The 26,544-nt window shown below is 65.5% G+C and carries 27 protein-coding genes; 14 read left to right on the top strand and 13 right to left on the bottom strand.

Translation table 11 applies throughout. From position 1 onward, the window contains the following. Positions 1–55: 55 nt before the first annotated feature. From AAGA11_14290 to AAGA11_14280, 3 genes are all read right to left on the bottom strand, one after another. The gene (locus AAGA11_14290) at positions 56–1,546 is read right to left on the bottom strand and encodes a tripartite tricarboxylate transporter permease (GenBank protein MEM9604032.1); all 1,491 of its coding nucleotides are present in this window, start codon (positions 1,544–1,546) and stop codon (positions 56–58) included. A 7-nt stretch (positions 1,547–1,553) separates the two neighbouring features. Further along, positions 1,554–2,303, bottom strand: coding sequence for a hypothetical protein (locus AAGA11_14285; protein MEM9604031.1), 750 nt, complete (start codon positions 2,301–2,303; stop codon positions 1,554–1,556). Between the two features lie 63 nt (positions 2,304–2,366). After that, entirely contained in the window at positions 2,367–3,374 is a 1,008-nt protein-coding gene (locus AAGA11_14280) for a tripartite tricarboxylate transporter substrate-binding protein (GenBank protein MEM9604030.1), read from the bottom strand. Positions 3,375–3,498: 124 nt separating this feature from the next. Here AAGA11_14280 and AAGA11_14275 point away from each other — a divergent pair, with 124 nt between their 5' ends. The 3 genes from AAGA11_14275 (at position 3,499) to AAGA11_14265 (ending at position 6,687) form a co-directional block, all read left to right on the top strand. Further along, positions 3,499–4,599, top strand: coding sequence for an isocitrate/isopropylmalate family dehydrogenase (locus AAGA11_14275; GenBank protein MEM9604029.1), 1,101 nt, complete (start codon positions 3,499–3,501; stop codon positions 4,597–4,599). 118 nt (positions 4,600–4,717) lie between these two features. After that, the gene (locus AAGA11_14270; protein MEM9604028.1) at positions 4,718–5,395 is read left to right on the top strand and encodes a GntR family transcriptional regulator; all 678 of its coding nucleotides are present in this window, start codon (positions 4,718–4,720) and stop codon (positions 5,393–5,395) included. 182 nt (positions 5,396–5,577) lie between these two features. Next, positions 5,578–6,687: a hypothetical protein gene (locus AAGA11_14265; GenBank protein ID MEM9604027.1), complete on the top strand. Its 1,110-nt coding sequence runs from the start codon at positions 5,578–5,580 to the stop codon at positions 6,685–6,687. Between the two features lie 51 nt (positions 6,688–6,738). Here AAGA11_14265 and AAGA11_14260 read toward each other — a convergent pair whose 3' ends face one another. From AAGA11_14260 to AAGA11_14240, 5 genes are all read right to left on the bottom strand, one after another. Further along, the gene (locus tag AAGA11_14260; GenBank protein ID MEM9604026.1) at positions 6,739–7,887 is read right to left on the bottom strand and encodes a glycine cleavage T C-terminal barrel domain-containing protein; all 1,149 of its coding nucleotides are present in this window, start codon (positions 7,885–7,887) and stop codon (positions 6,739–6,741) included. Positions 7,888–8,062: 175 nt separating this feature from the next. Next, positions 8,063–8,518 carry a hypothetical protein gene (locus tag AAGA11_14255; GenBank protein MEM9604025.1) on the bottom strand — a complete coding sequence of 152 codons (456 nt, stop codon included), beginning with the start codon at positions 8,516–8,518 and terminating at the stop codon, positions 8,063–8,065. Positions 8,519–8,608: 90 nt separating this feature from the next. After that, a complete protein-coding gene (locus AAGA11_14250; GenBank protein MEM9604024.1) occupies positions 8,609–8,989 on the bottom strand; it encodes an MGMT family protein in 381 nt (126 codons plus the stop codon). Between the two features lie 28 nt (positions 8,990–9,017). Beyond that, complete coding sequence (locus tag AAGA11_14245) at positions 9,018–9,818, bottom strand: phytanoyl-CoA dioxygenase family protein (GenBank protein ID MEM9604023.1); 801 nt, start codon at positions 9,816–9,818, stop codon at positions 9,018–9,020. A gap of 360 nt (positions 9,819–10,178) precedes the next feature. Then, a complete protein-coding gene (locus tag AAGA11_14240; protein MEM9604022.1) occupies positions 10,179–10,550 on the bottom strand; it encodes a nuclear transport factor 2 family protein in 372 nt (123 codons plus the stop codon). Positions 10,551–10,647: 97 nt separating this feature from the next. Between AAGA11_14240 and ftrA the strand changes: the two genes are divergently transcribed. The 3 genes from ftrA to AAGA11_14225 all read left to right on the top strand — a co-directional run bounded on the left by ftrA (position 10,648) and on the right by AAGA11_14225 (position 14,167). Continuing rightward, positions 10,648–11,631, top strand: coding sequence for a transcriptional regulator FtrA (gene ftrA / locus AAGA11_14235; protein ID MEM9604021.1), 984 nt, complete (start codon positions 10,648–10,650; stop codon positions 11,629–11,631). Between the two features lie 114 nt (positions 11,632–11,745). Next, positions 11,746–12,981, top strand: coding sequence for a DUF418 domain-containing protein (locus tag AAGA11_14230; protein ID MEM9604020.1), 1,236 nt, complete (start codon positions 11,746–11,748; stop codon positions 12,979–12,981). Positions 12,982–13,309: 328 nt separating this feature from the next. Continuing rightward, the gene (locus AAGA11_14225) at positions 13,310–14,167 is read left to right on the top strand and encodes a transposase (protein ID MEM9604019.1); all 858 of its coding nucleotides are present in this window, start codon (positions 13,310–13,312) and stop codon (positions 14,165–14,167) included. Between the two features lie 181 nt (positions 14,168–14,348). Here AAGA11_14225 and AAGA11_14220 read toward each other — a convergent pair whose 3' ends face one another. From AAGA11_14220 to AAGA11_14210, 3 genes are all read right to left on the bottom strand, one after another. After that, positions 14,349–14,987 (bottom strand): LysE family transporter, encoded by a 639-nt coding sequence (locus tag AAGA11_14220; GenBank protein MEM9604018.1) that lies wholly within the window; start codon positions 14,985–14,987, stop codon positions 14,349–14,351. 454 nt (positions 14,988–15,441) lie between these two features. Beyond that, entirely contained in the window at positions 15,442–16,230 is a 789-nt protein-coding gene (locus AAGA11_14215) for an Asp/Glu racemase (protein MEM9604017.1), read from the bottom strand. Then, complete coding sequence (locus tag AAGA11_14210; protein MEM9604016.1) at positions 16,227–17,096, bottom strand: phytanoyl-CoA dioxygenase family protein; 870 nt, start codon at positions 17,094–17,096, stop codon at positions 16,227–16,229. Before AAGA11_14210 ends, AAGA11_14215 begins: the two co-directional genes overlap by 4 nt. Positions 17,097–17,258: 162 nt before the next feature. On the opposite strand from AAGA11_14210, the gene AAGA11_14205 reads away from it, so the two are divergent. The 7 genes from AAGA11_14205 to AAGA11_14175 all read left to right on the top strand — a co-directional run bounded on the left by AAGA11_14205 (position 17,259) and on the right by AAGA11_14175 (position 24,303). Then, positions 17,259–18,008 (top strand): GntR family transcriptional regulator, encoded by a 750-nt coding sequence (locus tag AAGA11_14205; protein ID MEM9604015.1) that lies wholly within the window; start codon positions 17,259–17,261, stop codon positions 18,006–18,008. Positions 18,009–18,031: 23 nt separating this feature from the next. Next, positions 18,032–19,225, top strand: coding sequence for a diaminopropionate ammonia-lyase (locus AAGA11_14200; GenBank protein MEM9604014.1), 1,194 nt, complete (start codon positions 18,032–18,034; stop codon positions 19,223–19,225). After that, a complete protein-coding gene (locus tag AAGA11_14195; GenBank protein MEM9604013.1) occupies positions 19,215–20,393 on the top strand; it encodes a Xaa-Pro peptidase family protein in 1,179 nt (392 codons plus the stop codon). Before AAGA11_14200 ends, AAGA11_14195 begins: the two co-directional genes overlap by 11 nt. A 247-nt stretch (positions 20,394–20,640) precedes the next feature. After that, positions 20,641–21,630 (top strand): ABC transporter substrate-binding protein, encoded by a 990-nt coding sequence (locus AAGA11_14190; protein MEM9604012.1) that lies wholly within the window; start codon positions 20,641–20,643, stop codon positions 21,628–21,630. Positions 21,631–21,761: 131 nt separating this feature from the next. Continuing rightward, positions 21,762–22,796, top strand: a complete 1,035-nt coding sequence (locus tag AAGA11_14185; GenBank protein MEM9604011.1) for an ABC transporter permease subunit — start codon at positions 21,762–21,764, stop codon at positions 22,794–22,796. Between the two features lie 11 nt (positions 22,797–22,807). Beyond that, complete coding sequence (locus tag AAGA11_14180) at positions 22,808–23,851, top strand: betaine/proline/choline family ABC transporter ATP-binding protein (protein ID MEM9604010.1); 1,044 nt, start codon at positions 22,808–22,810, stop codon at positions 23,849–23,851. Positions 23,852–23,856: 5 nt separating this feature from the next. Continuing rightward, positions 23,857–24,303: a hypothetical protein gene (locus tag AAGA11_14175; protein MEM9604009.1), complete on the top strand. Its 447-nt coding sequence runs from the start codon at positions 23,857–23,859 to the stop codon at positions 24,301–24,303. Positions 24,304–24,317: 14 nt separating this feature from the next. Here AAGA11_14175 and AAGA11_14170 read toward each other — a convergent pair whose 3' ends face one another. Both AAGA11_14170 and AAGA11_14165 read right to left on the bottom strand, forming a co-directional pair. Further along, on the bottom strand, positions 24,318–24,674 hold the full coding sequence (locus tag AAGA11_14170; protein ID MEM9604008.1) for a hypothetical protein: 357 nt from the start codon (positions 24,672–24,674) through the stop codon (positions 24,318–24,320). Then, complete coding sequence (locus tag AAGA11_14165; GenBank protein MEM9604007.1) at positions 24,671–25,120, bottom strand: hypothetical protein; 450 nt, start codon at positions 25,118–25,120, stop codon at positions 24,671–24,673. The genes AAGA11_14170 and AAGA11_14165 overlap by 4 nt, the downstream gene beginning before the upstream one ends. Before the next feature lie 107 nt (positions 25,121–25,227). Between AAGA11_14165 and AAGA11_14160 the strand changes: the two genes are divergently transcribed. After that, positions 25,228–25,977 (top strand): helix-turn-helix transcriptional regulator, encoded by a 750-nt coding sequence (locus AAGA11_14160; protein ID MEM9604006.1) that lies wholly within the window; start codon positions 25,228–25,230, stop codon positions 25,975–25,977. The last annotated feature ends 567 nt before the right edge of the window (positions 25,978–26,544 follow it).

Genomic DNA, 26,544 nt, shown 5'->3' with positions numbered 1-26,544 from the left:
GGCTGGGTGCCAGTGTAGCTGCCGCGCGGCCGGCGGGTCTCGCGCGCCGGTTTGCTCAGCCGCGGCGGAACCGCCGCTTGATCGCCGGCACCTGGCTCAGCACCAGCGCGACGTTGAGGGTCATCAGCAGCGCCGCGCCAGGCCGGGCCAACGCCTCGCTCAGGTCGCCGCCGGTGATCAGCAGCGCGCGGCGCAGGCTCTCGTCGAACAGGCCACCGAGGATCACCCCGATCACGAGCGGCGCGATCGGAAACTTCAACACGCCGAGGAAGTAGGCAACCACCCCGACCGCGAGCATGAGGTAGAGGTCGTTGATGCCGCCGCCGACACTGAACGAGCCGAGCGTGGTCAGCACCATGACCACGGGCAGGAACAGCGTCTGCGGGATGGTCAGGATGCGCACGAAGACGCGCGCGGTGTAGAGGCCCATGATCAGCAGCGTCACCGACGACAGGATCAGGATGGCGACCACCTGCAGGATGATCACCGGGTCGATGGTGGGGCCCGGGATGACGTTGTTGAGTTTCAGTGCGCCGAGCAGCGCGGCCGCGGGCGGCGAGCCCGGGATGCCGAGCACCAGCAGCGGGATCAGCGCGCCGCCGATGCAGGCGTTGTTGGCGGTTTCCGAGGAGAGCAAGCCGTCGAAACTGCCCTTGCCGAAGCGCTGCCCCTCGCGGCTGAGGTTCTTGCCGACGCCGTAGCTGACCCAGCCGGCGACGTCCTCGCCCACCCCCGGCAGCGCGCCGACGCCGGTGCCGATCAGGCCCGAGCGGCCGATGGTCGGCAAGTGGCGGCGCACGGTCGCGACGTTCGGTGCGATGCGGCCGGTCAGCGGCTGCACCGTGCCGCGCGCCACGTGGCGCATGCCCTCGATGATCTGCGGCACGGCAAAGGCGCCCATCAACACCGGCACCACCTGAAAGCCCGACAGCAGGTACGACCAGCCGAAGGTGTAGCGCGGTTCACTCAGCAGCGGGTCGAGCCCGACCATCGCCATGCCGAGCCCGATCAGCCCCGAGAGCCAGCCCTTGATCACGAGGTCCTCGCTCATCAGCGTGCCCGAGAGCAGGATGCCGAACAGCGCCAGCAGGGCCTTCTCCGGGCTTGCAATGTTCTTGGCGATCAGCAGCAGCACCCACGAGAACGCCAACAGCGCGACCGTGCCGATCAAAGTCCCGATGACACTGGCCGTGGTGGTCAATCCGAGCGCCTCCCCACCCCGGCCCGCGCGTGCCAACGGGTAGCCGTCCATGGCCGTTGCGGCGCTCGCTGCAGTTCCCGGTATGTTCAAGAGAATCGACGGGTAGGAGCCGCCGTAGATCGCGCCGACGTAGGCGCCGATCAGCGCAATCAGCGCGTAGTCGAAGGGGATCTTGTTGCCGAAGAAGCCCGTGAGGATGGTCACCGCCAGCGTCGCCGTCAGCCCCGGCAGGGCGCCGAAAGTGATGCCGAGGAACACCGACGACACCAGGTAGAGGTAGGTGGTCGGGTCGGCGACCAGCGCCGTGAACACGGCGGCGAAGGCGGTCAGTTGCTCGACAAACACGGGCAGCTCACCGGGCAAACAGCGGTTTGAGGGTGACGAAGTAGTGGTATTCGATCTGCTTGAACACCAGCCCCGTCCGGGCCGGCACGTTCTGCCGGAATCCGAAGGCCATCGCACAAACGAGCAGCGTCGGCGCCACAATCGACAACACCGGCACCACCCGCAGCACCGGTTCGCGGCGCGCCGCGTGGACCACCAGCGCTGTCAGGCCGAGCCAGACGCCGAGCGTGACGGTGTCGTCGGTGTGCGCGCCCCAGTCGCGCTGCGCGGGAAAAGCCACCAACGCGAAGGCCGCCGGTGCCGCCACCGCGCCCGCCGCCACCCAAGCGCGCCGCGGGTGGTCGCCGTAGTAGCCGTAGACGAGCGCGGAGATCAGCAGCGCACTCGCGAGAATGAAATCGACCCGCGGCACCAGGCCGACGATGTAGGCCGCGAGCACCGCGACGAGCGTGGTGAAACGCCGCGCCGCGTCGCGCGTGATGCCGAGCCCGTCAAGGCGCAGCGCCCGTCGCCAGCCAACGGCCCGCAACGCCGTGACCAGCAGCCCGCCCGACAACAACAGCATGGCGCCGAACACCCCGAGCGGCACCAACGCGGCCGAGGTGAACCAGTCCGTGCCGCGCACACCGGCGCGGTTGTCACCGAAGAGCGGGATGTCGGCGGTCTGCCAGAGAAAGAACACGGACACGCCCATCAGCACCAGGGCGGCCCAGACGTCCCGGGCGCGGCGCGTGGCGGTGTCGTCGGTTGCGGTCATGGGTGCGGTCTCGGTGCGGGGCGCGCCCGGGCCAGCGCCCAGGCACACCGTCCGCGTGGGCCGTCAGGGCTTGGCTATGCCAAGCGTGGCCGGGTCGACGGTGGTCGCGCCGAGCGCCTGCAGGGTGTAGGCGAAGTTGCTCTCGAGTGTCGAGAAGGTCGCCTGCGCGGCCTCGCCGTACACACCGCTCACCGCGTAGTTGTTGGCAGTGGCCCAGTCGGCCACCGTGCTCGAGGCGATGGCTTGTTCGAACGCGCTGCCGAGCACCGCCTTGACGTTGTCCGGCGCCGAGTTGTGCACGGCGAAGCCGATGGCCTGCATCAGCGGCAGGTACTGGTCGAGGCCGTCGTAGCTGTCGAAGGCCGAGGGCACGGTCATGCCCGCGATCTCGACGCTGTCCGGCGTCAGCATGGCGAGCGGTTTGAGCTCACCGCCCTCGATCAGCGCAGCCTGCTCGGCGAGTGACGTGACGACCAGTTCGATCTCGCCGGCGAGCGCGGCTTCCTGGCTCGGTGCCGAGCCCTTGTAGGGAATGAAACGAAAACTCGCGCCCGAGCCGTTCTCGATTGCCAGCAGGTTGAGGTGGTGGATGCTGCCCGCGCCGGAGGCCGCCGCCGTGATGGTGCCGGGCGCCGCTTTGGCCGCGTCCACCAGGGCCTCGAGCGAGTCATAGGGGCTGTTGGCGGGCACCGAGATCAGGTCGGGCGAGCCGCCGACAATGAACGGGTACCAGTAGTCGAACTTCTGGTCCCAGCCGCCCTGCACGGCCGCGGTGACGTTCGACTCCGACAGGCCCACCAGGGTGTAGCCGTCGTCGGGCTGGTTCATCACGTAGACCATGCCGTTCGAGCCGGCGACGCCGCCGGTCTGGTTGATGACGTTGATCGAGACCGGCAGGTGCTGCTCCATCTCGGCCATGATCATGCGGTTGATCGAGTCGGTGCCGCCACCGGCACCCCACACCACAGCGGTGGTGATGTCGCGGTAGGGGTAGTCCTGTGCAACGGCGGCGCCGCTGGCACTGGCGAGTGCGGCCACCGCGGCGGCCATGAACTTGAACGGTGTTCCCATGCGTTGATCCTCCTTCAGCTCTGACGTTGGGTGGGCTATTTGTATAATTTTATGTATACATTGTCAACGGCATAGAAATATACTTTGTTGCCCGACCCGTTTTCGCCGCTGGAGGCGCGCCACTTTGACCACGACCACCCTCTCGATCGCCGTCTTCGAGGGCGACGGCATCGGCCCGGAAATCATGGGCCCCACGCTCGACCTGCTGAGCGCGCTGTCGCAGGACGCGCGCGACTACCGTTTGCACTTCACCACCGTCCCGGCCGGCGCCGCGCACTACCGCGACACCGGCGTCGACCTCAGCGAAACCGGCCTGCAGGATGCGCAGCGGGCCGACGCGATCCTGCTGTCGGCGATGGGCCTGCCGAGCGTGCGCTACCCGGACGGCACCGAGATCGCGCCGCAGATCACGCTGCGCAAGGCACTCGGGCTGTTCGCCGGGGTGCGCCCGGTGCGCGCGCTGCCGCACCTCTGCCCGCTCCGCCTGCCCGAGGGCAAATCCATCGATTTCGTGCTGATCCGCGAGAGCACCGAGGGCCTCTTCTACTCGCAAGGCAACGGCGAGTGCAGCGCCGATGAGGCGCGCGAGACCTTGCGCATCACCCGCGCGGTGACCGAGCCGCTCTGCGCCTTCGCTTTCGACCTCGCCGCGCAGCGCCAGCCCGCCGCCGGCGCCCGCTCCGGCGTGACGTGCGTCGACAAGGCCAACGTCTTCCGCGCCTTTGCGTTCTTTCGGTCGCTGTTCGACGCCGAAGCCCGGCGCCACCCGCACATCCCACACCACCACGCCTACGTCGACGCGATGGCGCTCTGGCTGGTGCAACGCCCCTGGGATTTCGACGTGCTGGTCACGGAGAACATGTTCGGCGACATCCTCTCGGACCTCGGCGCCGGCCTCATGGGCGGGCTCGGTGTGGCGCCTTCGGCCGACATCGGTGCCCACCACGCGGTGTTTCAGCCCTGCCACGGCTCGGCGCCGGACATCGCCGGCACCGGCGTGGCCAACCCCACCGCCATGCTGCTCTCGGCGGGGATGATGCTCGACTGGCTCGGCACCAAGCACGGCATCGCCGAGCTGAACCGCGACGCGAAGCGCGTGCAGCTCGCGGTCGACGCGGTGCTCGGCGACCCCGACTGCCTGACCCGCGACCTCGGCGGGCGGGCGACGACGCAGGCTGTTGCGGACAGCGTGGCCGATGCCCTGCGCGGCACGGTGGCCGCCTGACCGGCGTGTCATGGCCCGCGACGAGGGACGGCGTTGTATCCCGCGGGCGCGCTGGCACCCCGCCTGACGGTATACACTGTGCGCCGCTCCTTCGGACCACCCGACCCGACTTTCCGCCGTGACCTCAAGCCCGTCCAAGTCCTCGTCCAACAGCCAACGTGCCACGGCGGCGCTGCGCGACCTGATTTTCTCGGGCAAGCTCTGGCCCGGTTCGAACCACCTCGAGACCGAGCTCGCCACGCGGCTGGCGATGTCGCGCACGCCGGTGCGCGAGGCGCTGCTGGTGCTCGAAAGCCAGGGGCTGATCGAGGTGATACCGCGCCGGGGCGTGCGCATCCTGCCGGTGTCACCCGATGACATGCGCGAGATCTACGAGGTGCTGACCGCCATCGAGAGCCTGGCGGCGCGCAAGGCCGCGGCGAGCGGCTACGCCGAGAGCGACCTCACCGTGCTGGCCGAGGCCATCGACGACATGGACGCGGCCATCGCCCGTGAAGACCGCGAGGCCTGGGCCCGGGCAGACGAGGTGTTCCACCGCGAACTGGTGCGCCTGGCGAGAAACACGCGGGTGATGGCGATCTTCGAGCGCATGAGCGACCAGGTGCGACGTGCCAGGGCCGTCACGCTGCATGTGCGCCCTCTGCCGGTGCAATCCAACGCCGACCACCGCGCGGTGCTCGACGCGATCCGCGCGGGCGAGGCGGAGACGGCTGCTACCCGCCATGAGCAACACCGCGAGCGCGCCAAGGACGTGCTGGTCGGTTTGCTGATACAGCTCGGCCTGAAGCAACTCTGACCCCACACGCAGCCGTTCGCACCGACACGAAAACGGGCTTGCACTAACGCCATTCGTCTACCGCGACCACGGTGTCGAGTCGCACACGATCAATCCTGCGCCAACAAACTCGCCGTCAATAGCCGCAGCCGTGTGCCGATACGGTCGGTGTCGATCCACAAGGAAGTCACCGGAGACGCACAATGCAACCCCGTTTCAGCAAACTGGGGGCGGCCGCATTGCTCGCGAGCGCCGCCACCCTGACCATCACCGCCTGCGTCAGCAGCAGCGACAGCAGCAACACCACGGCGCCGGCCGACGACGTCACCTACAACGGGCCGGGCTCGAAGTGGGATGTCACGTTCAACAGCGGCGGCACCTTTGTCGTGACCAAACGCGCCAACACAACGGCGCCGGTCGACTTCACCGTCGAGGGCACCTGGACCACCTCGACCTCCGGCTTCAAGCTCATGACAGTCGGCACCGTCACCGGCACCGGCGGGCCGAGCGCGGGCGACACCGCCTGGGCGATCGACGTGCCGGGCTACGCCTTGTTGCTCAGCCCGATGGAGAGCGGGTCCGACCAGGTGATTCCGATGGTCGCCTCGGGCAGCTGCCCGACCGCCGACTTCGCCGCCAACTGGGTCATCGTGAAGAAATCGAATTCGTCTGACGCCACGAGCTCGTCGCGCGACTTTTTCGGCAGCTACCAGTACACCGCTGCAACCTCGACCGCCATCCTGCCCTCCGTGCACGCGCTCGACAACAGCTTCACCAACCAGGGCGCCAACAGCCTCGGCGCATCGACCTGCACCGACGGCATTGCGCTGGTGAGCGACGCGGTGATGTACCTGACCACCAACGGCGGTGCGATTGTCCACACCCAGGTGTCCGACCCGAACGAGTCCTCGTTCATTTTCGCGCTTGCGCAGAAGGCCATCACCAACGTCGCGAACTTTGACGGCGACTACGCCGGCATGGTGTTCGACGGCAATTTCAGCGCCGGCGCGCGCTTGATCCCGGCGGCGATGACCTGCACCAGCGGCACCTGCAGCGGCACCTTGCTGTCCGGCCCGGAGAACACCGCCACCGCGTCCGACCCGTGGACACTCGCGCTGACCAACACCGTCGACGACCCGAGTGCCGGCCTGATCACCGGGACGTTGACCGACAACGGCAGCGCCAACACCGGCAACGTCGCCTGCATGATCGACAGCGACGTGCTGGGCACCGGCAAACGCATCATGAGCTGCGTCGGTCAGTCGCCGGGCGACAACACGCAGATGGTCAACGCGATCTTCGCCTCGAAGTGAGCCCCCGCCCGGGCAGCTTCGCGCTGCCCGGCCACGGCCTCGCCGCCGCGTCTAGCTGGCGGCGATTTTTTTTTGTGGATCGTAAAAGGGCTTGGGCACCACGGTGACGGGACGCTCGCCGGTCGCGGTGTCGGCGACCCCTTCGGTGCCGAGCGCGGTGTGCGCGACGGCCAGCATGGCGAGGCCGATGTTGCGTTTCAGCCGCGGCGAGTAGACGGCCGAGGTGATCTTGCCGACGGTCTCGCCACCGATGCGCACCGGCCAATGGTTGCCGTTCGGCTGCGCGAGCGGCGGCCCGCCGATCTCGAGCCCGACAAAACGCTGCGACACACCCGCGTCGCGGATTGCGCGCAGCGCCGCCTTGCCGATGAAGTCGGCCTCCATGTCGAGGTCGACGAGGCGGTCCCAGCCCATTTCGAAGGGGTTGTTCTCGATCGTCATGTCGGTGACGTAGGAGAGCATGCCGCCCTCGATGCGCCGGATGGTCGAGGTGTGGCCGACGTGCAAGCCAAGCGGCTCGCCGACGTCCATGAGCCGGGTCCAGAGGGCGTCGCCGCGGGTGCCGTCACGCAGGAAGATCTCGTAGCCGAGCTCGCTGCTCCAGCCGGTTCGCGAGATCACCAGCGGGATGCCGTCGAGCTCGTGCTCGACGCAGCGGTAGTAGCGCAGCTCCCGCACCCAGTCGCCGAACACCGCCGCCATGATGTCGCGCGACTTCGGACCCTGCAATTGCAAGGGCGACACATCAGGCTCGCGGATCTCGACGTCGTAGCCGCCGTGCACCTGCACGCCTTTGGCCCAGAGCAGCACGTCGCTGTCGGCCAGTGACAGCCAGAAGTGGTCGTCGGCGAGCTTCAGCAACACCGGGTCGTTGATGATGCCCCCCTCGGCGCTGGTGATGAACACGTACTTGCACTGGCCGACGGCGCACTGCGAGAGGTCGCGCGGTGTCAGTGACTGCACGAAGCGCGCGGCGTCGGGCCCGGTGATTTCCACCTGCCGCTCGACCGACACGTCGCAGAGGATCGCGTCGTTCACCAAGTGCCAGAAATTGGCCTCCGGGTCGCCGAAGCTGCGCGGGATGTACATGTGGTTGTACACGGAATAGCCCGTGCAGCCGTGCCGTTGTGTCGCGGCAAAGAACGGCGACTTGCGCACCTGACAGCCGTATTCGTTGTCTTCAAGTTCAGGCGCGCTCATGTCGGTGGGTCTCGGTGTCTGGGTGACGGCCATCGCGCCGCACAGGTCGCGACGGCGCGCAGACTGTAACAGGCTGCCCTGAAACGCCGACACTGACCGTCGCAGACACGCCCTTCAGCGTCGCGGAATCCGCAGGTGGAACCCGAGCCAGACCGTGCGATGTCACGCAGTCCGGTTAGGGCACCGCCTGCCCACTCGCCCGCAACACGCGCAGCGCGGCGAAGTCTGTCCGATACCGGACCAACGACCAGCCGAACAACGCCGCCATACACAAGAGCAGCGGCACCATGAAGAACCCGCTGATGCCTGATAGCAGCAACTGCAGGTTCAGCACGAACAGCACGCCTGAGCCGACCAGGATCATCAGAACGAGTGCATTGCGGGCCCGAGACAGGCGGGAGTCGCGTGAATAGCCCAGCACCATGCCCACGGTGGCGAGCAAGCCGGCGTAGAGCCGGGCCACCGCGAGCACCAGCTCGTTGATCTGGTCGGCAGACTTCGGCGCGAAGATGCCGATATAGCGTTCTGGCAAGAGACCCAGGGGCACGGCACTCGAAAGAGCCACGACAGCTCCGAGGGTTGCCAGGTTCTTGTACCCCCAAAGCCAGTGTTCCTTGTGTTCATCAGTCATCTCGTTATCCTTTTCGTGGCGGTGTCCATGAGAGGCCGGGGAGCACCGGTCGACCGCCTCGACCCGGCACCACGCTGAACCGTCAGCAACCTAGAACAACGCCTGCTGCGCCGGCACAACCGCCTCGCCAGGTGCGGACCACTGGTGGCGCGCGAGGTCGATGGCGCCGTCGACCACCGCGACGCCCTCCACGGCGAGCCGCGCGCGCTGTTCTGCGGCGGCGCCCTGGTAGCTGATCAGGCCGCGCGCGTTGACGACGCGGTGCCACGGCACGTCGTCCGGGCAGGCTGCCAGCGCACCGCCCACCAGCCGCGGGCCTTCGCGCCGAAAGCCGAGCGGGTCCATGCCGTCGCGCGGCCCCACCGCCGCAGCCACCTGGCCGTAACTCACCACCTGGCCGCGCGGCACGCCACGCACGAAATCCCAGACCGCGGTGTCAAAGGCCGCGGTGCGGCTGACCACGGCACTCACGTCGGCTGCCCTCCTTCAACACGCCACATCAGGCGGAGATCAGCATCGGGAAATCACTGCCTTCGAGCGCGTCGCCGTCGCCCAGGGTGACGTGCTCGAACGGCGGTGAGGTGACGATGCCCTCGCGACGGGCAAAGCGCACGCCGTCGCCGAGCAGGCGCAGAGAGAAGGCGCGGCGTTGCGCGCTGACGCTGGTGTTGGCCGGGGCGCCGTGCACGGTGCGGTAGTCGAAGGCCACCGCGTCACCGGGCTCGAGCGCCCAGCCGACGATGTCGAAGGCGCCGCGGTCGGCATCGATGTTCGGGATCTCCTCGAGGCCGTCGTTGGCGTTCAGGGGTTCGCCATTGAAACGCTGGGGCCGGTAGTACTTGCCCCAAAGGTGTGAGCCCGCGACAAATTCCAGCGTGCGCTCGCGCGGCACGGTGTCGAGCGGGATCCACAGGCTGACGGTTTTCGGGCCGTCGACGCAGTAGTACGGCATGTCCTGGTGCCACGGCGTCGGAATGCCGTTTTGCGACTCCTTGACCAGCACGTGCTCGTGGAAAAGCTGCACCGAGTCGCTCTGCATCAGCGCTGCACCGACGGCTGCGGCGGGCGAGTCGAAGATGAACTCTCGGTATGCGGGGATGCGTTGCCAGCTGCAGTAGTCGACAAAGAACCGCCCACCCTCGTGGCTCTGGTAGATGCGCGCGTTCGGGTTCGGGTCGGCCATGTTGGCCGCCACGCCCTCGCGCAGGCGGTCGACCCACGCCGCAAAGTGGCCACGCAGCACCGTGGCGCCGTCGCGTTGAAACTGCGCGACCGTGTCTGGGTGAACGGCTGGTTGCATGGGTACCCCTCTTGCCGCAACGGGACGGCACCGATGCCTGCCCGTTACCGTTGGCTTGGCTGACGCGCCAACGGTATACGACATCCGCGCACGGGCGCAAAGGCGAAACCGACAACCGGTGAAGGTCAGCGGTGCCGTGGGCTTAGCGGTAGTAGCCCACCCGAACGCTGGTGCCTGGAATCTAGACAGCCACCATTGGCACGCTGTCAGTTCCCACTTGAATGAGATCCGGAATTTGGACAGGCACCATCGGCATGCTGTCAGATCTGCGGCGGAACTCAGACCCGAAACTCAGACAGGCACCATTGATTGACTTTCAGATCCACAAAAATTTTGGAGCTCGCCAAACCCGGCTACACATCAAACAGTGCGTTCGAGGTGCCAGATCTTGGACACGATTTGCCAGCCTTCCGCGCCCAACACGAAGCCGAGGTGATCGACAAACACGTTCTGATGCGCGCGGATGCGGATCTTCACGGTCGCGCTGACCGGCGACAGGTGATCGACCATCAACACCTCCGCCTCGCGCGCTTGGCCAGCGCTGGCCGGCGACGCGCGCCCGGCCACGTCGCGGCTGAAGCTGTCGATGGACTCGACAAACACGGTGCCGTTGTCGCCGTCGAACAGGCTCGACTGCGGGTGGAACACGGCGTTCAGTTTGTCGGTATCGCATTCGTGGATGGCGTCGAAGTAGGTCTCGATTGCGGTCAAAAGGTCGGCTTGCAATGTCATGGGGCGCCTTTGCTGATGGGTGTGGACACCAGCTTGTCACCGACGCCCGGGACACAGTATTGTCTGATATGACAATGTCCGGTCATATTTTGCCAACATGCCTGAACACGCTGATCCCGCTGACACATCACCGCTCGTGTGCGCCATCGCGTACGACGGCCTTTGCACATTCGAATTTGGCATCGCAGTGGAACTGATTGCACTGCCACGCCCCGAGTTCGAGAGGTGGTATCGGTTTGCCAGCGTCAAGGCCGAGCCCGGCCCGGTACGCGCGGCCGGCGGCATCACGGTGGACGCAACCGATGGCCTTGGACGGCTCCAGGAGGCGAGCCTGATCGTGGTCCCCGGTTGGCGCGGCGCGGACGCACCTGTCCCTCAGGACTTGCAGCGCGCGTTGCGCGCAGCGCACCGACGCGGCGCACGCGTGGCATCGATTTGCTCGGGTGCCTTTGTGCTTGCCGCCGCAGGCCTTTTGGACGGCAAACGCGCGACCACTCATTGGCGCTACACCGAGCAACTGGCGGCGCAGTACCCGGACATCCATGTGGACCCGGATGTCCTATTTATCGAAGAAGGCACGGTGTCCACGTCTGCGGGCTCGGCCGCCGGACTGGATCTCGGCTTGCACCTCATCAGGCAGGACTTTGGTGCGCAGGTCGCCGCCTCGGTCGCGCGGCGCTTGGTCTTGCCGGCACAGCGCGATGGCGGCCAACGCCAGTTCGTGCCACGCCCCGACCCGAAAACCCGCGTGGGTGCAAACCTCGCAGCGCTCCAGGACCGCGTGCGCGCGTCCCTCAACGAAGACTGGCCCATCGAACGCATGGCCACGACAGCAGCCACCAGCAGCCGCACGCTCGCACGCCGGTTTCACGAGGAAATCGGCACCACCCCACTGCACTGGCTGAAAGCCGAGCGTGTGTTGCGTGCCGCCGAGTTGCTCGAACACACCAGCACGCCACTCTCGGACATCGGCGACGCCTGCGGATTCGGCTCTGCTGAAACGTTCCGACGCGAATTTCGCAAGTCGATGGGCATACCCCCTGTCCGGTACCGACGCCAATTCGGCAAACACCTCTGCTGACCGACCAGCTGGTGCTGGTGCTGGTGCTGGCAAGCAGACCCATCGCGTGCGAAGCTCGCACCCGCCGCAGCTAACCAACGCCGACAAGACACCCCCTGACCTCGACAAACCATAATGAACCGGATCGTCGCTATCGACACTTTGCGCGGTGTTGCGCTGCTCGGCATCCTGCTGATGAACATCCGCAGCTTCGCGATGCCGGCAAGCGCCTACGCGAACTTGAAAGCGTACTTTGGCGAGACGTTGCCAGATCAGATCGCGTTCAGTCTGACGCACATTCTCGTGGATCAGAAGGCAATGGCGCTGTTTTCCCTGTTGTTTGGTGCAAGCGTGATGCTGCTGATACGAGGCCGCGCCGAAAAGGGCTTACCCACGGCGTGGCATCACCACTGGCGCAACACGCTGTTGCTCATCATCGGGCTGCTCCACGGCCTGTACCTTTGGGAGGGCGACAATCTTTTCGTGTACGCCGTCTGCGCGTACCCACTCTACGCCTGCCGTAACTGGCAACCACGCTTCCAGTGCGCAGTCAGCCTGCTGATTTTCCTGGTACCGTCTGCAGCGAATATGGCATTACACGCCAGTATTGCAAGCATGTCGACATCAGACCGCGCACAGCTTGCTGCGTACTGGCACCCCTCGAAACACGACATAAAAGCAGAGATTGCGTTGTATGGCAGCAGACCTTACACAGACCAGGTTGACTACCGGGCCGGCGACCTGGACCTCTCGAAGCCAAAAGCGCCCGACGGCCCACTGGTCGAAACCGCCGATGGGATGTACTTGCTGGACGCCTTCTGCCGCGCCATGGGCATGATGCTGATCGGCATGGCCTTGTACACAGGGGGCGTGCTGACTGGCAAGCGCAGCGCGCGCTTCTACCGAAGGTTGGTCTACGTCGGCTGCGGCGTTGGTTTTCCGATTGCGCTGGCGGGACTCTGGCAACTGTACCGCACTGCGTGGCACTGGGAGTACGCGCTGTTTCTGGGTGGAGTGCCCAACAGCCTGGCCACGTTACTCATTGTGAGCGGCTACATCGGCGCCGTCATGCTGTGGTGCCGCAGTCCGCGCGGCCAAGCGCTCAAAGAGCGACTTGCCCTGGTCGGCCGCACAGCGTTGAGCAACTACCTCGCTCAGTCCGTGATGTGCACTGTGGTCTTTTACAGCTACGGCCTCGGACTGTTCGGAGACGTCAACCGCGCCACACAACTAGTGATCGTGGTGCTGATCTGGATTGTGCAGCTGCAGTTGTCGGCCTGGTGGCTCACGCGCTACCGTTTCGGCCCGGTCGAATGGCTGTGGCGCAGCTTGACCTATTTCACATTTCAACCCCTGCGCCGATCCTCCTGACCTGAACGGCACCCTTGGTCTTACCGAGACAGGCACTGTTGGCGTAATGCCAGTTCCAGCAGAGGCGACCAAGACAGCCACTGTTTGCTGTCACAGGACAGACACACCGCGGGCTGCACGAGCCAATTCCGCGGGTGGATGCCCCCCAAAAAGCGAAACAACGAAGTGCATGGTTCGGTGTACAAGGTCACCATGACACCCTGGCCGGTGCATACAGATGCCGACACCACGACACCAGTTGATCTCACTACACGACACACCGTGGTACCACTGCGTGTCGCGGTGCGTCAGGCGCGCCTACCTGTGTGGCGTGGACACCACGACAGGGGTGAGTTTCGAGCACCGTCGCGACTGGGTGGAGCAACGCTTGCTCGCCGTATCCTCCGTGTTTTCAATTGACATAGCGAGCTTTGCGATTATGTCAAACCACTACCATGTGGTCTTGCACGTTGACACATCGGCTGCTGCAACATGGACCGACAGCGACGTCGTCGGCCGGTGGCACCGCCTGTTCAATGGCAGCCTGCTAAGCCGCAAATTCCTTGACTGTCCAAACCTGTTGAGTCCAGCAGAGCTTGGGCGTGTCCGAGAGCTGGCAAATCAATGGCGTCACCGCCTGACCGATATCTCGTGGTTCATGCGTTGTGTCAACGAACCGATTTCCCGTCAGGCCAATGCGGAAGATCGGTGTACTGGCGCGTTCTGGGAAGGACGCTTCAAGAGCCAGGCGTTGTTGGATGAGAAAGCGATCCTGGCTGCCATGGCCTACGTCGATCTAAACCCGATACGTGCGGAGTTGGCGACCACGCCAGAGGACAGCGACCACACGAGCATTCGGAAACGCATCACTGCGGCACGACAGGGACAGATTCCAAAGGACTTGATGCGCTTTCAAGGCCATTCGCGCGACAACAAGTCAAGCGCCATTCCCTGTTCGCTGCAACACTATGTCGAGCTGGTGGACTGGACGGGGCGCGTTGTCAAGAGAGGGACGCGCGGCGCGATTGATCACAACCTGCCCTACATTCTCAGCCGCATCGAGATCGGTGCATCCACATGGCTCACCATCGCAACGGAGTTCGAAGATCGATTCAAGCAGTGGGTAGGAACGGACAATGCCATCCAGACTGCCGCCCGCAACGTCGGAAAAATGCGCAGCCGTTCCCCACCGCTGATCGCAGCCTGATCAGTTTTACGCTCAAAACCAGGCCTAGACACCTAGCTGCGTGCGCGAAACGCGATGTGAAGATCCGCCGATTTTTGTTAAGCCAACCCCTAGACACTTCTGCCGCTGGACAAGCTGCCTGGCCCGAACGCCAGTTCTCCCGAATCAGGTCACACGAGCTTCAGCCGTATCTGCTCGTTGATTAGTGATCGCTTCCTTCAATATCTGTCGCTAGCCTGAGTCCCAACGCTCCCAAAAGTGCCCCAGCGATACGGTCAATCAAATGCTTCATCGAGGTGTATACCGTCCGTGGTTTTTCCAACGAAAGCACGATTGCAACCGCGCCGTACCACAGGCCCGCGAGAAAAAACGACAGCAGAATGAGCAGCGTATACGCGTGGTCGGGTATGGTTGATGGAAGGAACGCGGCGAAAACGCCAGCAAAGACTATTGCAGTCTTTGGATTACTGAGTTGGATCAACAATCCCGACAGGTACGACCGTCGCAGTGTCGGGTCGTCCGCGCCTTCATCACCGGGCTCTGATAACGACGACTTTGCGTTCCGCCACAATTTCAATCCGATGTAACAGAGGTATACGCCGCCCGCGATTCGCAGCCCAGTGTAAAGCCACGGGACAGTTTCCAGGACAACGAACAAACCGAAAGCCGCTGTCGCAGCAAACAGTGCACTGCCACTGGCCAGCCCAACGGCAACGGCAATCGCGTTTCTTCTTGAAACCGCGGCCGCTGTTCTTGCGACAAACACGAAACTGGGGCCAGGACTCAGCAATGCAGCCATGAGCGTCAGGGCCACACCAAACAGAAACGTATAGTCACCCATTTCAAGACTCCCGGTTTAAGCAACGACCTGACACATTGCACCAGCCAAACCCATCTCGCACGCGTCCGGCATCGTAACGTGGACCAAGGTGCTTTTGATTCGCCTATCGCGACACTGACCGAGGCTGAAGGATCCCGCGAATATCCCAACCGTTTGCGTAGCTTAGCGCCAAGTGTGCCTGGCTTGTGACGCGTTGACATCTGGCTCCTGGATCAGTCGTGCTTGAGCTGTGGCTGTCCGCGCTATTTTGAGTGGTTTGGATTTCAAATATGACTGTCTGCCAATAGCATTTGAGTCCTCACGAGATCAGTCGTACTTCAACAGTGCCTGTCTACTTCAACACCTTTGCTAACAGTGCCTGTCTGACATCGTTCGGTCGTACTTCAACAGTGCCTGTCTGACATCGTTGCTTCAACAGTGCCTGTCTGACATCGTTTCCTGTCTGACATCGTTGTCACGCGGGGGCCTCGGCAAGCGGTGCAGCGAAGAGTTGGCCGACGCAGGCCGGTGTGTGGGCGAGCCCCGCCAGGCGCATCAGGTGCCAGGCCAGCGCCTGGTTGCTCGCGAGCACCGGTTTGCCAAGCGCGGTTTCAGCGGGCTCAATCACCGACAACGCGCGCAGGCTGGTGCAGGAGACAAACACCGCATCGACATCATCAAGCGCACCGACTTCGGTGATGGCATCGAGGATGCTGTCCGCCCGTATGCGCGCGACGGTGAAGTCATCGGACTGGTTGAAGGACGCAACCGCGTTGACCTGAATACCGGCGGCGGTGAGGTTGGCGCGCATGGCGTCGGTCACCTCCACGGTGTAGGGCGTGAGCAAGGCGATGCGCCGCACGGCCAACGCTGCCAACGCCGCCTTGCAGGCACTGATCGGGTTGCTGGTGCGGGCGCCGGGGTGCGCGTTGCGGATCAACGCGTCGACCTCAGACTCACCGATCAACGTCGCGCCGGAGGTGCAGCCGTAGCCGATGGCATCGAAGGCAAATTCCGCAGGCAACAGGCGCGCAGCGCGCGGCAGTTCATCGCGCATGGCCCGCAGGGTCCCGGGGGTGACCGCCTGCGCATTCGGGATGCGCGCGTGGTAAAGCGCTATCCCCTCCCCTCGCAGGACAGTGCCGATCTCGTGCTCGATGGTCTGGTCGGTCTGCAGCACAATCAGGCCAAGGCGGGCCCGTTGCCCGAGGCCACCGTCGGTCGCGAAGGGCAGCTGTTCAACGAGATCGGGTGGCGCACTCATCCCGTGTCCGACCCGTCTTGCTGGGCAAAAAAGGACGTGCCCTTCGGCACCACCGGCAGGGCCATCTCGTAGGCACTGCAGCGCACGCGCCCGGAGGGCTCGCCGCGCACGAGTTCGTGGGTGTGGGCGCTCGGCAAGGCGTTCGGGCTGAGTTCGATGGCGTCCTCGCTGTAGTAGGTCGCAATGTAGAGTGTGCGCGGCTGGTCGGAGCGGTTCGGCGCCGAGCCGTGCAGCAGGCTCGAGTGCATGAAACAGACGGAGCCGGCTTTGCCCGTACACGGGACAACCCTGTCCCGGTGTTCGGCGACCACCGCATCGCTGACCGCGCCGGTGAACACGCCCTCGTGCCAGTGGGGGTACAGCGGGCCTTTGTGGGAGCCCGGAACGACTTCAAGCGGGCCGTTCTCGAGGGTCACGTCGTCGACGAACAGCAGCGCGGTGACCAGGTCGTCGTTGCTCATCGGTTGAAACGGGAAGTCCTGGTGGAACTTCACCTCGGTCGCCGAACCCGGCAGCTTGGAATTGACTTTGCCGTGGTGGAACTTGATCGCGGGGCCAATGAGTTCGGCCACCGCATCGACCAGGCGCGCGTTGCGCATCACGTGCAGGTATTCGGGCGACACTTCCTCGGGTGATTGCACACGGCGGATGGCCGGTTGTTCGGCACTGTGGCCCGGCTGCAGGTCGAAACGCGGGCGTCCATCGAGGCAGGTGCCGTAGTCGACGGTGTGGGCACGGCTTTCTTCGACCCAGCCCGAAAACACGCGGCGCAGGCTGTCGAGCTCGTCTGCGGTCACCGCATCCTCCATCACGAGCACCCCTTCGCGCCAGAACTCGGCGTGTTGGGCCCGGGTCAGTTCGGCCATGGCGGTACCCCGTTCAGCGTCACGGAAATTTGGTATATACCAATGGATCAACAGACCTGTCAATCCAACGAATAGCCGTCAGAGATCGAACGTTCAGCGCGCTTGACTGCCCGCTGAACCCTGGTATATACCATCCCCCACGATCCCCTTGATGAGTTCCACGTGCCTGCACCGTCGCCCCACAACGTGCCGCCTGCTGCCGCAACGCCGCGCGTTCAACAGATCGTGGACGCCTTGCGCGGTGACATCACGCGCGGCGCGCTGGCGCCGCACACCGCGCTGCCGTCCGAGCGCACCGTGGCTGAGGTGCACGGCGTCAGCCGCATGACCGCGCGCCGGGCACTGGAACGCATCGAAGCCGAGGGGCTGGCCTACAGCGCCGAGCGGCGTGGGCGCTTTGTGTCGCCAGGCCGGCTGAGCTACAACATCAGCGACCGACTGGGGTTTACCACGGATGCGCGCGACGCGGGCGTCGCCCTCGAGATCGAACTGATCGACGTCGACACCACCCCGGCAACCGACGCAAACGCCGCGCAGCTCGGCATTGACCGCGGCGACAGCCTGTACACCTACACGCGGCTCTTCCGCAGCGCCGGTCACGCGACATTCATCGAGACAGAATCGGTGATCGCAGCCCGGTTCCCAGAGCTGCTCAGCCACGACTTGCGGCAGTCGACGACACAGCTCTGGGAGCAACACTACGGCACCCACGCCGACACCGGCGACATCGTGATCCGGTTGTGCGCGCTGCGCGAAGACGAAGCTGCCCTGCTCGGTCTCGCACCGCACCACCCAGCCATAGAACTCGAACAGATTACCCGCGATCGCGATGGCGCACCCTTCTGCCTCGGCCGCCAGGTCTGGCGCGGCGAAATGGCGGAGTTTGTCGCCCACGCCAAGGTCAACCAATAACTCCGGTTTCAGGAATGCGCCCCATGACGCTTCACTTTCCCACCGCGGATCTCGGCCATCACAGCGCCGACCGCGGCACCGGCGACGCCGCCCACCGCGTGATCAGCGCAGACGCCTTTGCCGCCGCGCGTGCCGAAATCACCCAGTGGGCCGGCTACGCCCCCACCCCGCTGGTGTCGCTGGACGCCCTGGCAGCCGAACTCGGCGTCGCGCGCATCGACTACAAGGACGAGGGGCCGCGCTTCGGCCTCGCGAGCTTCAAGGCGCTCGGTGGCGCCTATGCCGCACAGCGCGTGTTGCAGGCGCAGATCAGCGCGCGCACCGGTGAGGCGGTGAGCCTCGCGTCCATCCGCAACGGCGAACACGCCGCCGCCTGCGCCGACATCACGCTGGTGTCGGCCACCGACGGCAACCACGGCCGCTCGCTTGCCTGGGGCTGCCAGCGCTTCGGCGCGCCGTGCAACATCTACATCCACGCTGAAGTCAGTGAGGGCCGCGCCGAGGCCATGCGCCGCTACGGCGCTAACGTCATCCGCATCGACGGCGACTACGACGAGTCGGTCCGGCTGGCGAAGACCGAAGCGGATGCGAACGGCTGGTTTGTCGTTTCCGACACCTCGTGGCCGGGCTACTCGCAACCGCCGCTCGACGTGATGTCGGGCTACGGCGTCATGACACGCGAAGCCTGCGACGCCCTTGCAGAGCCGCCAACCCACGTGTTTTTGCAAGGTGGGGTGGGTGGCATGGCTGCCGGCATTGCCGCTGCCTTGCGCCAGTTCTACGGCGCGGCGTCACCGCGTGTGGTCATCGTCGAACCCGACCGCGCCGCCTGCTTGTTTGAGAGTGCCAAGGCTGGCACCGCGACGTCGGTTGCGATCGAGACGGAGACCATCATGGCGGGCCTCTCCTGCGGGGAGCCCTCGCCGCTCGCCTGGGACATCCTCGCCGAAGAGGCAAGCGACTTCCTGACCATCCCGGACGACACCGTCGCGCCCGCCGTGCGCCTGCTGGCACGCCCGCTCGCGGGGGATCCGGCCATCGACGCAGGCGAGAGTGCCGTCGCCGGCCTCGCGGCCCTGATCCTCGCACGGCGCGACGCCGCGGTGTCCGAGGCGCTCGGGCTCGACGCGAACGCGCGCGTGCTGCTGTTCGGCTCGGAGGGTGTGACCGACCCGGACATCTTCGCGCGCATCATGGCCGGCCACGATGCACTCTGAACCCCCACGCGGGTTTCCCGAAAGCGAATTCACCGCGCGCACGCGCGCGGCGCAAACCCGCATGGCAGAGACCGGGCTCGCCGGCCTGCTGTTCACCAGCGAGCCGGAAGTTCGCTACTTCACCGGCTTCCACACGCTCTTCTGGCAGAGCCCGACGCGGCCCTGGTTCGTGTTCGTACCGGCCGAGGGCAAACCGGTCGCGGTGATCCCGGAAATCGGCGCGGCGCTCATGCGGCAGACCTGGCTCGACGACATCCACACCTGGAGCGCCCCGGCGCCCGCGGACGACGGCATCAGCCTGCTGGTCGAGTTGCTGCGCCCGCTCGCCGACGCCGGCGCACGGCTCGGCATCATGAAAGGCCACGAGACAGCCTGGCGCATGCCGCTCGGCGACTGGGAACGCCTGCTGGGCCACGGTCACATGCGCGGCCTCGTCGTCGACGACGCCACGGCACTCGTGCACGGCCTTCGCCGGGTCAAATCCGACGCCGAGATCGCAAAACTCGCGCACATCTGTGCGATCGGCTCGGCGACTTTCGACTGCGTTCCAGACCTTCTCGCGCCGGGCATGCCGCTCGACGGGTGCTTCCGGGCCTTTCGGCGCGAGGCGCTCGCACAGGGGGCCGACGACACGCCCTACCTCGTTGGCGCCGCCGAGCCGGGTGGCTACCGCGACGTGATCTCCCCGCCGTCCAACCGGCCACTTCAAGCAGGCGATGTGCTGATGCTCGACACCGGCTGCACCTGGGACGGCTACTTCTGCGACTTCGACCGCAATTGGGCGGTGGGCGATGCCGGCGACGCCGCGCGCCGCGCCCACGACGTGCTCTGGCGCGCGACCGAGGCCGGGCTCGCCGCGGCGGTGCCGGGCGCGACCTGTCGCGACCTGGTCGAGGCCATGGCAGCGGTGATCCGCGAACTCGACGGCAGCGGTGGGGACATCGGCCGGCTCGGCCACGGGCTCGGCATGCAACTCACCGAGCAACCGTCGCTCGCCGCTTTCGACAACACCGTGCTCGAGACCAACATGGTGCTCACGCTCGAGCCGTCGCTCGGCTACGGCGACGGCCAGATGATGGTGCACGAGGAGAACATCGTTGTTCGCCCCGAGGGCGCCAGACTCTTGACATCGCGCACGCCGAGCGAGCTGCCGGTACTTGGCCACTGAGCGGTGGAAGGGGCCAGAACTGTATTATCAGCCAAATTCGTCGAATTTCCGGCGCGAGAGCACGGCAAAAGTGTGAACCGGTACTGGTTTCTACGGATACCAGCAGAATACTGCGCAAAATCCGCCGACGAGCGTAGTATTGTGTCGCTTTGACTAACGTGTGCCCCGGTGCACGTCGTAAGATAGCGATCCCGCGCGTTGGCGCCGCCTTGGCGGCACCGGCGCAAGACCACCCACTGGAGTGATTATGAAGAAAACGATTCTCGGCGCAGCGCTTGTCGTCGCCACCATGGGCGCACCGACGTCGCCGTTCATTCAGTCTGCCTACGCAGACGGCCACAGCTGCGGCACGGTCTCGATCACGGAAATGGACTGGGCGTCCGCGCAGGTTGTCACTGCGGTTGCCACGTTCCTGATGCAACAGGGCTACGGTTGCGACGTGCAGAAAGTGCCCTCGTCCACCGTGCCGGCACTGACCTCACTCGCAGAAACCGGTGAGCCCGACATCCTGACCGAGGTCTGGGCAAACTCCACGCCGGCCTACGAAGGTCTGCTCGACGAGGGCAAGCTGGTCGAACTGACCAATGTGCTCTCTGACGGTGGCATTGAAGCCTGGTGGATTCCGGCCTACCTCGCCGAGTCCAACCCGGAGCTGACCACCATGGAGGGTATCCTCGCGAACCCCGCCGCGGTCGGTGGCAAGTTCCACGACTGCCCGTCTGGCTGGGCCTGCGACATCATCAACAACAACAACCTCAAAGCACTGGACGTTGAGAGCCAGGGCCTCGAGCGCTTCCAGCACGGCTCAGGTGAAACCCTGCAGACCTCCATCGCGTCCGCTTACGCTGACAAGGCACCGTGGTTTGGCTACTACTGGGCGCCGACCGCTGTGCTTGGCAAGTACCCGATGGTGCAGGTCCAGGTAGGTGAGTACGACGCCGAAGCACACACCTGCAACGGTGATGCAGACTGCGCCAACCCGACCTTCTCGGCCTATCCGAAAGCCAAGGTTGTCACCGCTGTCTCGGGCGCGTTCATGGAGCGCGAGCCGGCGATCGCCGAGCTGCTGAAGAACGTGGCTTTCACCAACGCGCAGATGGGTGACGTGCTGGCCTGGCGCCTGGACAACAACGCGTCCAACGAAGAAGCCGCGGTCTACTTCCTCTCGACCTACCCGGAAGTCTGGGGCAACTGGTTGAGCGACGGCGCCAAGGAAAAACTCGCAGCGCTGCTGTGATCTAGACAGGCCCGGTCTACACCACGGTACCCGGGCCAACCGGCTCCGGGTGCTGCGGTCTCCCCAGACCGATCGGCACAGGCACCTCCCGCCGTCCTGGCGGGAGTGTGTTTTCACCAGGAGACGAACAGATGGCGTTTTACGAAGGGGCATTCAAGGCTCTCGGACTCGAGAGCTGGTGTGAAGAGGGGTCATCCAACGCCCCGTTATCAATGGCAGACCTCCTGGCCCAGGCGAGTGGCGACGACGCCGACGCGTCCGGACCACTTTTTCCGTTTCCCTCGCTGGACAACCTCAACGAGAGCTGTGGCAGCGTGGTGCAAACCCGCGACCTGACCAAGGGCATCGAGGACAGCTTCCTGGCGGCCAAGCCGGCGCTGAAGACCGTGCTCGACCCGCTGACCCAACCGCTGAGCTGGTTGCTGGACGGCGCGCTCTACCTCTTCAACGTCGTGCCCTGGTTCATCATGATTCCGCTGCTGGTGGCCGTCGCGTGGTACTCCTCGCGGTCCATTGGTGTCACCATTTTCGTCGCCTTCTCGATCTGCCTGCTCGCTTTCGTCGACCACTACGACGTCGCCATGCAGACCCTGTCCATCATTTTTGTGTGCACTGGGTTCTCGGTTTTACTCGGTGTACCGATCGGTATCGCGATGTCGCGCTCCGACACCCTGCAACGCATGGTCGTCCCCATACTCGATCTGCTGCAGACGCTACCGACCTTCGTCTACCTGATCCCGCTGATTTTCCTGTTCTCGGTGACGGAATCGAAACTCTACGGCATCGCCATCATTCTCTACGCCATCGTGCCGGTGATTCGCCTGACCGACCTCGGCATCCGTCTGGTCGACCGCGACGTCATCGAGGCCGCCAACGCCTTCGGCATGAATTCACGACAGAAGCTGATCGGGGTGCAGTTGCCGCTCGCGCTGCCGAACATCATGGCCGGTATCAACCAGACCATCATGATGTCGCTCGCGATGGTGGTGATCGCGTCCTTGGTGTCCGCGCCCGGGCTCGGCGTCAATGTGTTGCGGGGCATCCGCAACCTCGAACTCGGCGTCGGCATCGTCGCGGGCATCGGCATCGTGCTGCTCGCGGTCATCCTCGACCGGGTCTCCAAAGCCGCCTTGTCTCGCGTTGACATGACGCGCGTCGGTCACTGAGGAGAGAAACCATGTCAGCACAACCCAAAGTTCGCCTGCGCGACCTCTACAAGATTTTCGGGCCGGAAGACAAGGCTGCACTGGCGCATGTCAAGGCCGGACTCGGCAAGGAAGACCTGCTGGTTCAACACAACCACGTGCTCGGCTTGCAGGACATCAATGTCGACATGCAAGCCGGTGAGATCACCGTGGTCATGGGCCTCTCGGGTTCGGGCAAATCGACCCTCATTCGCCACCTCAACCGACTGATCGAACCCACCGCCGGCGAAATCCTGGTTGACGGCGAAGACGTCATGCAGCTCTCCAAAGACGGCTTGCGCGGCATTCGTCAGAACAAGATGTCGATGGTGTTTCAGAAGTTCGCGCTGCTGCCCCACCGCACCGTGGTGCAGAACGCTGCCATGCCCTTGATCGTGCGCGGCGAGGAGGAAGAGCACTGCCTCAGCGAGGCCACCAAGTGGCTCGACCGCGTCGGCCTCGCCGGCTTCGAGAACCACTACCCGGCGCAGCTCTCGGGCGGCATGCAGCAGCGTGTCGGCATCGCGCGGGCGCTGACGGCCAACACCGACATCATGCTGATGGACGAGGCCTTCTCGGCGCTCGACCCGCTGATCCGCACCGACATGCAGGACCTGCTGCTCGAGCTGCAGCAGGAGCTGCACAAGACCATCATCTTCATCACCCACGACCTCGACGAGGCCCTCAAGCTCGCCGACCACCTGGTGATCCTGAAGGACGGTGCCGTGGTCCAGCAGGGCGAACCGCAGGGCATCCTGCTGCACCCGAACGACCCCTACATCGAGGACTTCGTCAGCGACATCAACCGTGCCCGCGTGCTGCGTGTGCGCTCGGTGATGGGCGAACTCGACAACAACGTGGAGTTTGGCGGCGACGTGCAGGCCGGAGACAGCCTTGAAAAGCTGATCGCGATCTCCGGCGGCGAAACCGGCAAGATCTACCGCGTGCTCGAGGACGGGAACGCGGTCGGCCAGCTCGACATGCGCGACCTCGTCAAAGCGCTGGTGCCACGGGTCTCCTCCAGCAAGGCGGACTGAGCGCCGTGCCCGCCTGGGCACGCCACGCCGCGGCGATCGAAGCGGTCGCCGCGGTGGTCACAGCCGCGGTTGCCGTCGCTGCCCTCGTGGGCGTCAAACTGCAACTCGATGCCAACGACACGCTGCAGCGCGAGCAGTCCGCGCGCGACGCCTTTCGCGCCCACCTGGTGCTTGCGGTCGAGAAGCCCGGCTTCGCCCGGCCCGCAGACGCCTGCGCGCTGATCGCCTCGCCCGACGGCGGCGCCTACAGTGCCTTCGTCGACCACCTGCTCTACTCGGCCGAACAGATGCTGGCGGTGGAGGCCGGTTGGGACACGAGCTTCGATGCGCTCTTGCAGCCCCACACCGACTACCTCTGCTCGGCTGAGGCGCCCACCGGCGACACCGCCGCCACACGCACGCTGCTCAGCCGATTCCGCGCGACCCACTGTTCGGTGGCAGCCGCCTGTTGAGCTTCCCGTCCCGGCTACGATCGGACCTGACTCGACGCCGCGTGCACGCCCAGGAGCAGCCGACTGGCGGCGCCGTGGCTGCGCAGTGACGCCACGAGCATGTACGGCGCGAAGAACAGCATGCCGCCAACCGAGGCGAGCGCGGCAAGGGCGAGCGCCGCAGGCGAGAAACCGCCGCGCCAGGCCACCCACACGGCCGAGAGCACGAGGTAGCACGCGAAGTCGAGGTTGAACTGGCCGCGCCAGGTCAGCGCCAGCAAGTCGGACACGAACACGGGCGCGAGCGCCATGCCGTGGGTGGGCACGACCGCGAGGGTGTACACGAGCACCGCCGCGCCGAGGGCGGCGACCAGGGTGCGAAACGCGTTCATGCGTTCACCGCCTGCGCGTCGGGCGCAGGCCCGGTCGCGGGTCGCCAGAGCGGACCGACCCCGAGCAGCAGAAAGCCGGTGTTGAACACGAGGTTCGACGGGTTGCCCGAGGCCACCGATCCGGCGCCGTCGACCACAAACCAGGTCAGGAACCCGGCGAGCACACTCCGGCGCACCAGCTCGGGCGCGCGGTCGTACACGCTGCAGGCCAGGCCCCAGATCAGCACGCCCCAGCCGCACAGGAAACCGCCTGCAAGGGCACTGAGGAAGCGGGTGTCCGGATCGGCGAAGGTCGTGGCGCCGTCGATCGGCCAACTCAGCAGGTCGAGGGTCAATCGGGCCGGCTCGCGGGTGGCGGCCATCGAGCCGAGGAAGAACACCGGGCCGAAGGCCCCGACGACGACGGCTGAGAATTTCAGCCAGCGGCGGTGAAGACGGTGTGACATGGACAGGCTCCGTGGTGACGAGGCACACAGCCTGGTGACCCCGGGTCAGCGTGGCAATTACCTCGGAGGTAAGCGACACGGTACCCGCGGGTGTGCACACTGTCGCCATGAACCGCTTCTCCGACGCCCTGCGCACCTGGCGCAAGACCCGCCGCCTGAGCCAGCTCGAGCTGGCCGTCGAGGCGGAGGTGTCCGCGCGGCACATCTCTTTTCTCGAAACCGGCCGCGCCCAACCGAGCGCCGAGATGATCGGCCGACTGGGTGAAGCCATGCAGTTGCCACTGAGCGCGCAGAATCAGTTGCTCACCCAAGCAGGCTTTGCCGCGCGCTACCCCGCACGCGACTGGGGCGACACGGCGATGGCACCGATCCGCGCGGCGGTCGAGCGTATGCTCGGCCGTCACGATCCCTACCCCGCCCTGGCCCTCGACCGGGTGTGGCGCATCGTGTCGATGAACGCGAGTGCCGAGGCCCTCTACGGCGCACTGGGCGTGCACACCGGCGACAGTCTGCTGGAGCTGATGCTGTCAGACGCCTTGGCCACGGTCATCGAGAACTGGCCAACGGTTGCCCACCACACGGCGAAACGCTTGCGCACCGAAAGCGCGGCGCAGGGGGGCGTCCCCGAGCTCGACCGCGCCGCCGACGCGCTCGCGTCTGCGCCGGCGCCAGAGGCCGCGCCCGCGTCACCGGTGGTGCCGATGGTGTTGGCGGTCAACGGCGCCCGGCTCGCGCTGTTCGGCACGATCGCACAGTTCGGCACACCCGAGGACGTCGCGCTCGACGACCTCAAGATCGAGTTGTTCTTCCCGGCCGACGAGACGACGCGACTGACCCTGGAAGCGCTGGCTAGCTGATTCGGGACACCGTGCGGTGTTGCGTCCATTCGCCGCGTCTCGCTTTGCCTGCGCGGCCCGACAAGGACACCGCTCCTACGGCTGGCCTCAGACCTTGTGGGAGCTTGGTCGTGGCGTAGCCACACCGGGCGATTGAGTGGGACGCCCGCTTCGCTTTCCGTGACGGATCCATTCGCCGTGTCTGGCTGCGCCAGGACACGGCTCCCACAGTTGGCCTCGGAGCCTGTGGGAGCTTGGTCGTGGCGCAGCCAAACCGAGCGATTGGAATGAACGGCGACTTCGTGGTTAGCGCCGGGTTCATTCGCCGTGTCTGGCTGCGCCAGGACACGGCTCCCACGGCTGGCCCGGGATCGTGTGGGAGCTTGGTCGTGGCGTAGCCACACCGAGCGATGGGAATGGACGGCGGCTTCGTGTTTGACGCCAGGCTCATTCGCCGTTTCTGGCTGCGCCAGGACACGGCTCCCTCGGCTGGCCCAGGTTCTTGTGGGAGCTTGGTCGTGGCGTAGCCACACCGGTCGATGGGACTGGACGGCGGCTTCGTGCTTGACGCCAGGCTCATTCGCCGTG

The organism is Pseudomonadota bacterium, assembly GCA_039196715.1.
GTDB lineage: Bacteria > Pseudomonadota > Gammaproteobacteria > CALCKW01 > CALCKW01 > CALCKW01.
This window is presented reverse-complemented; position numbering and strand designations above follow the sequence as displayed.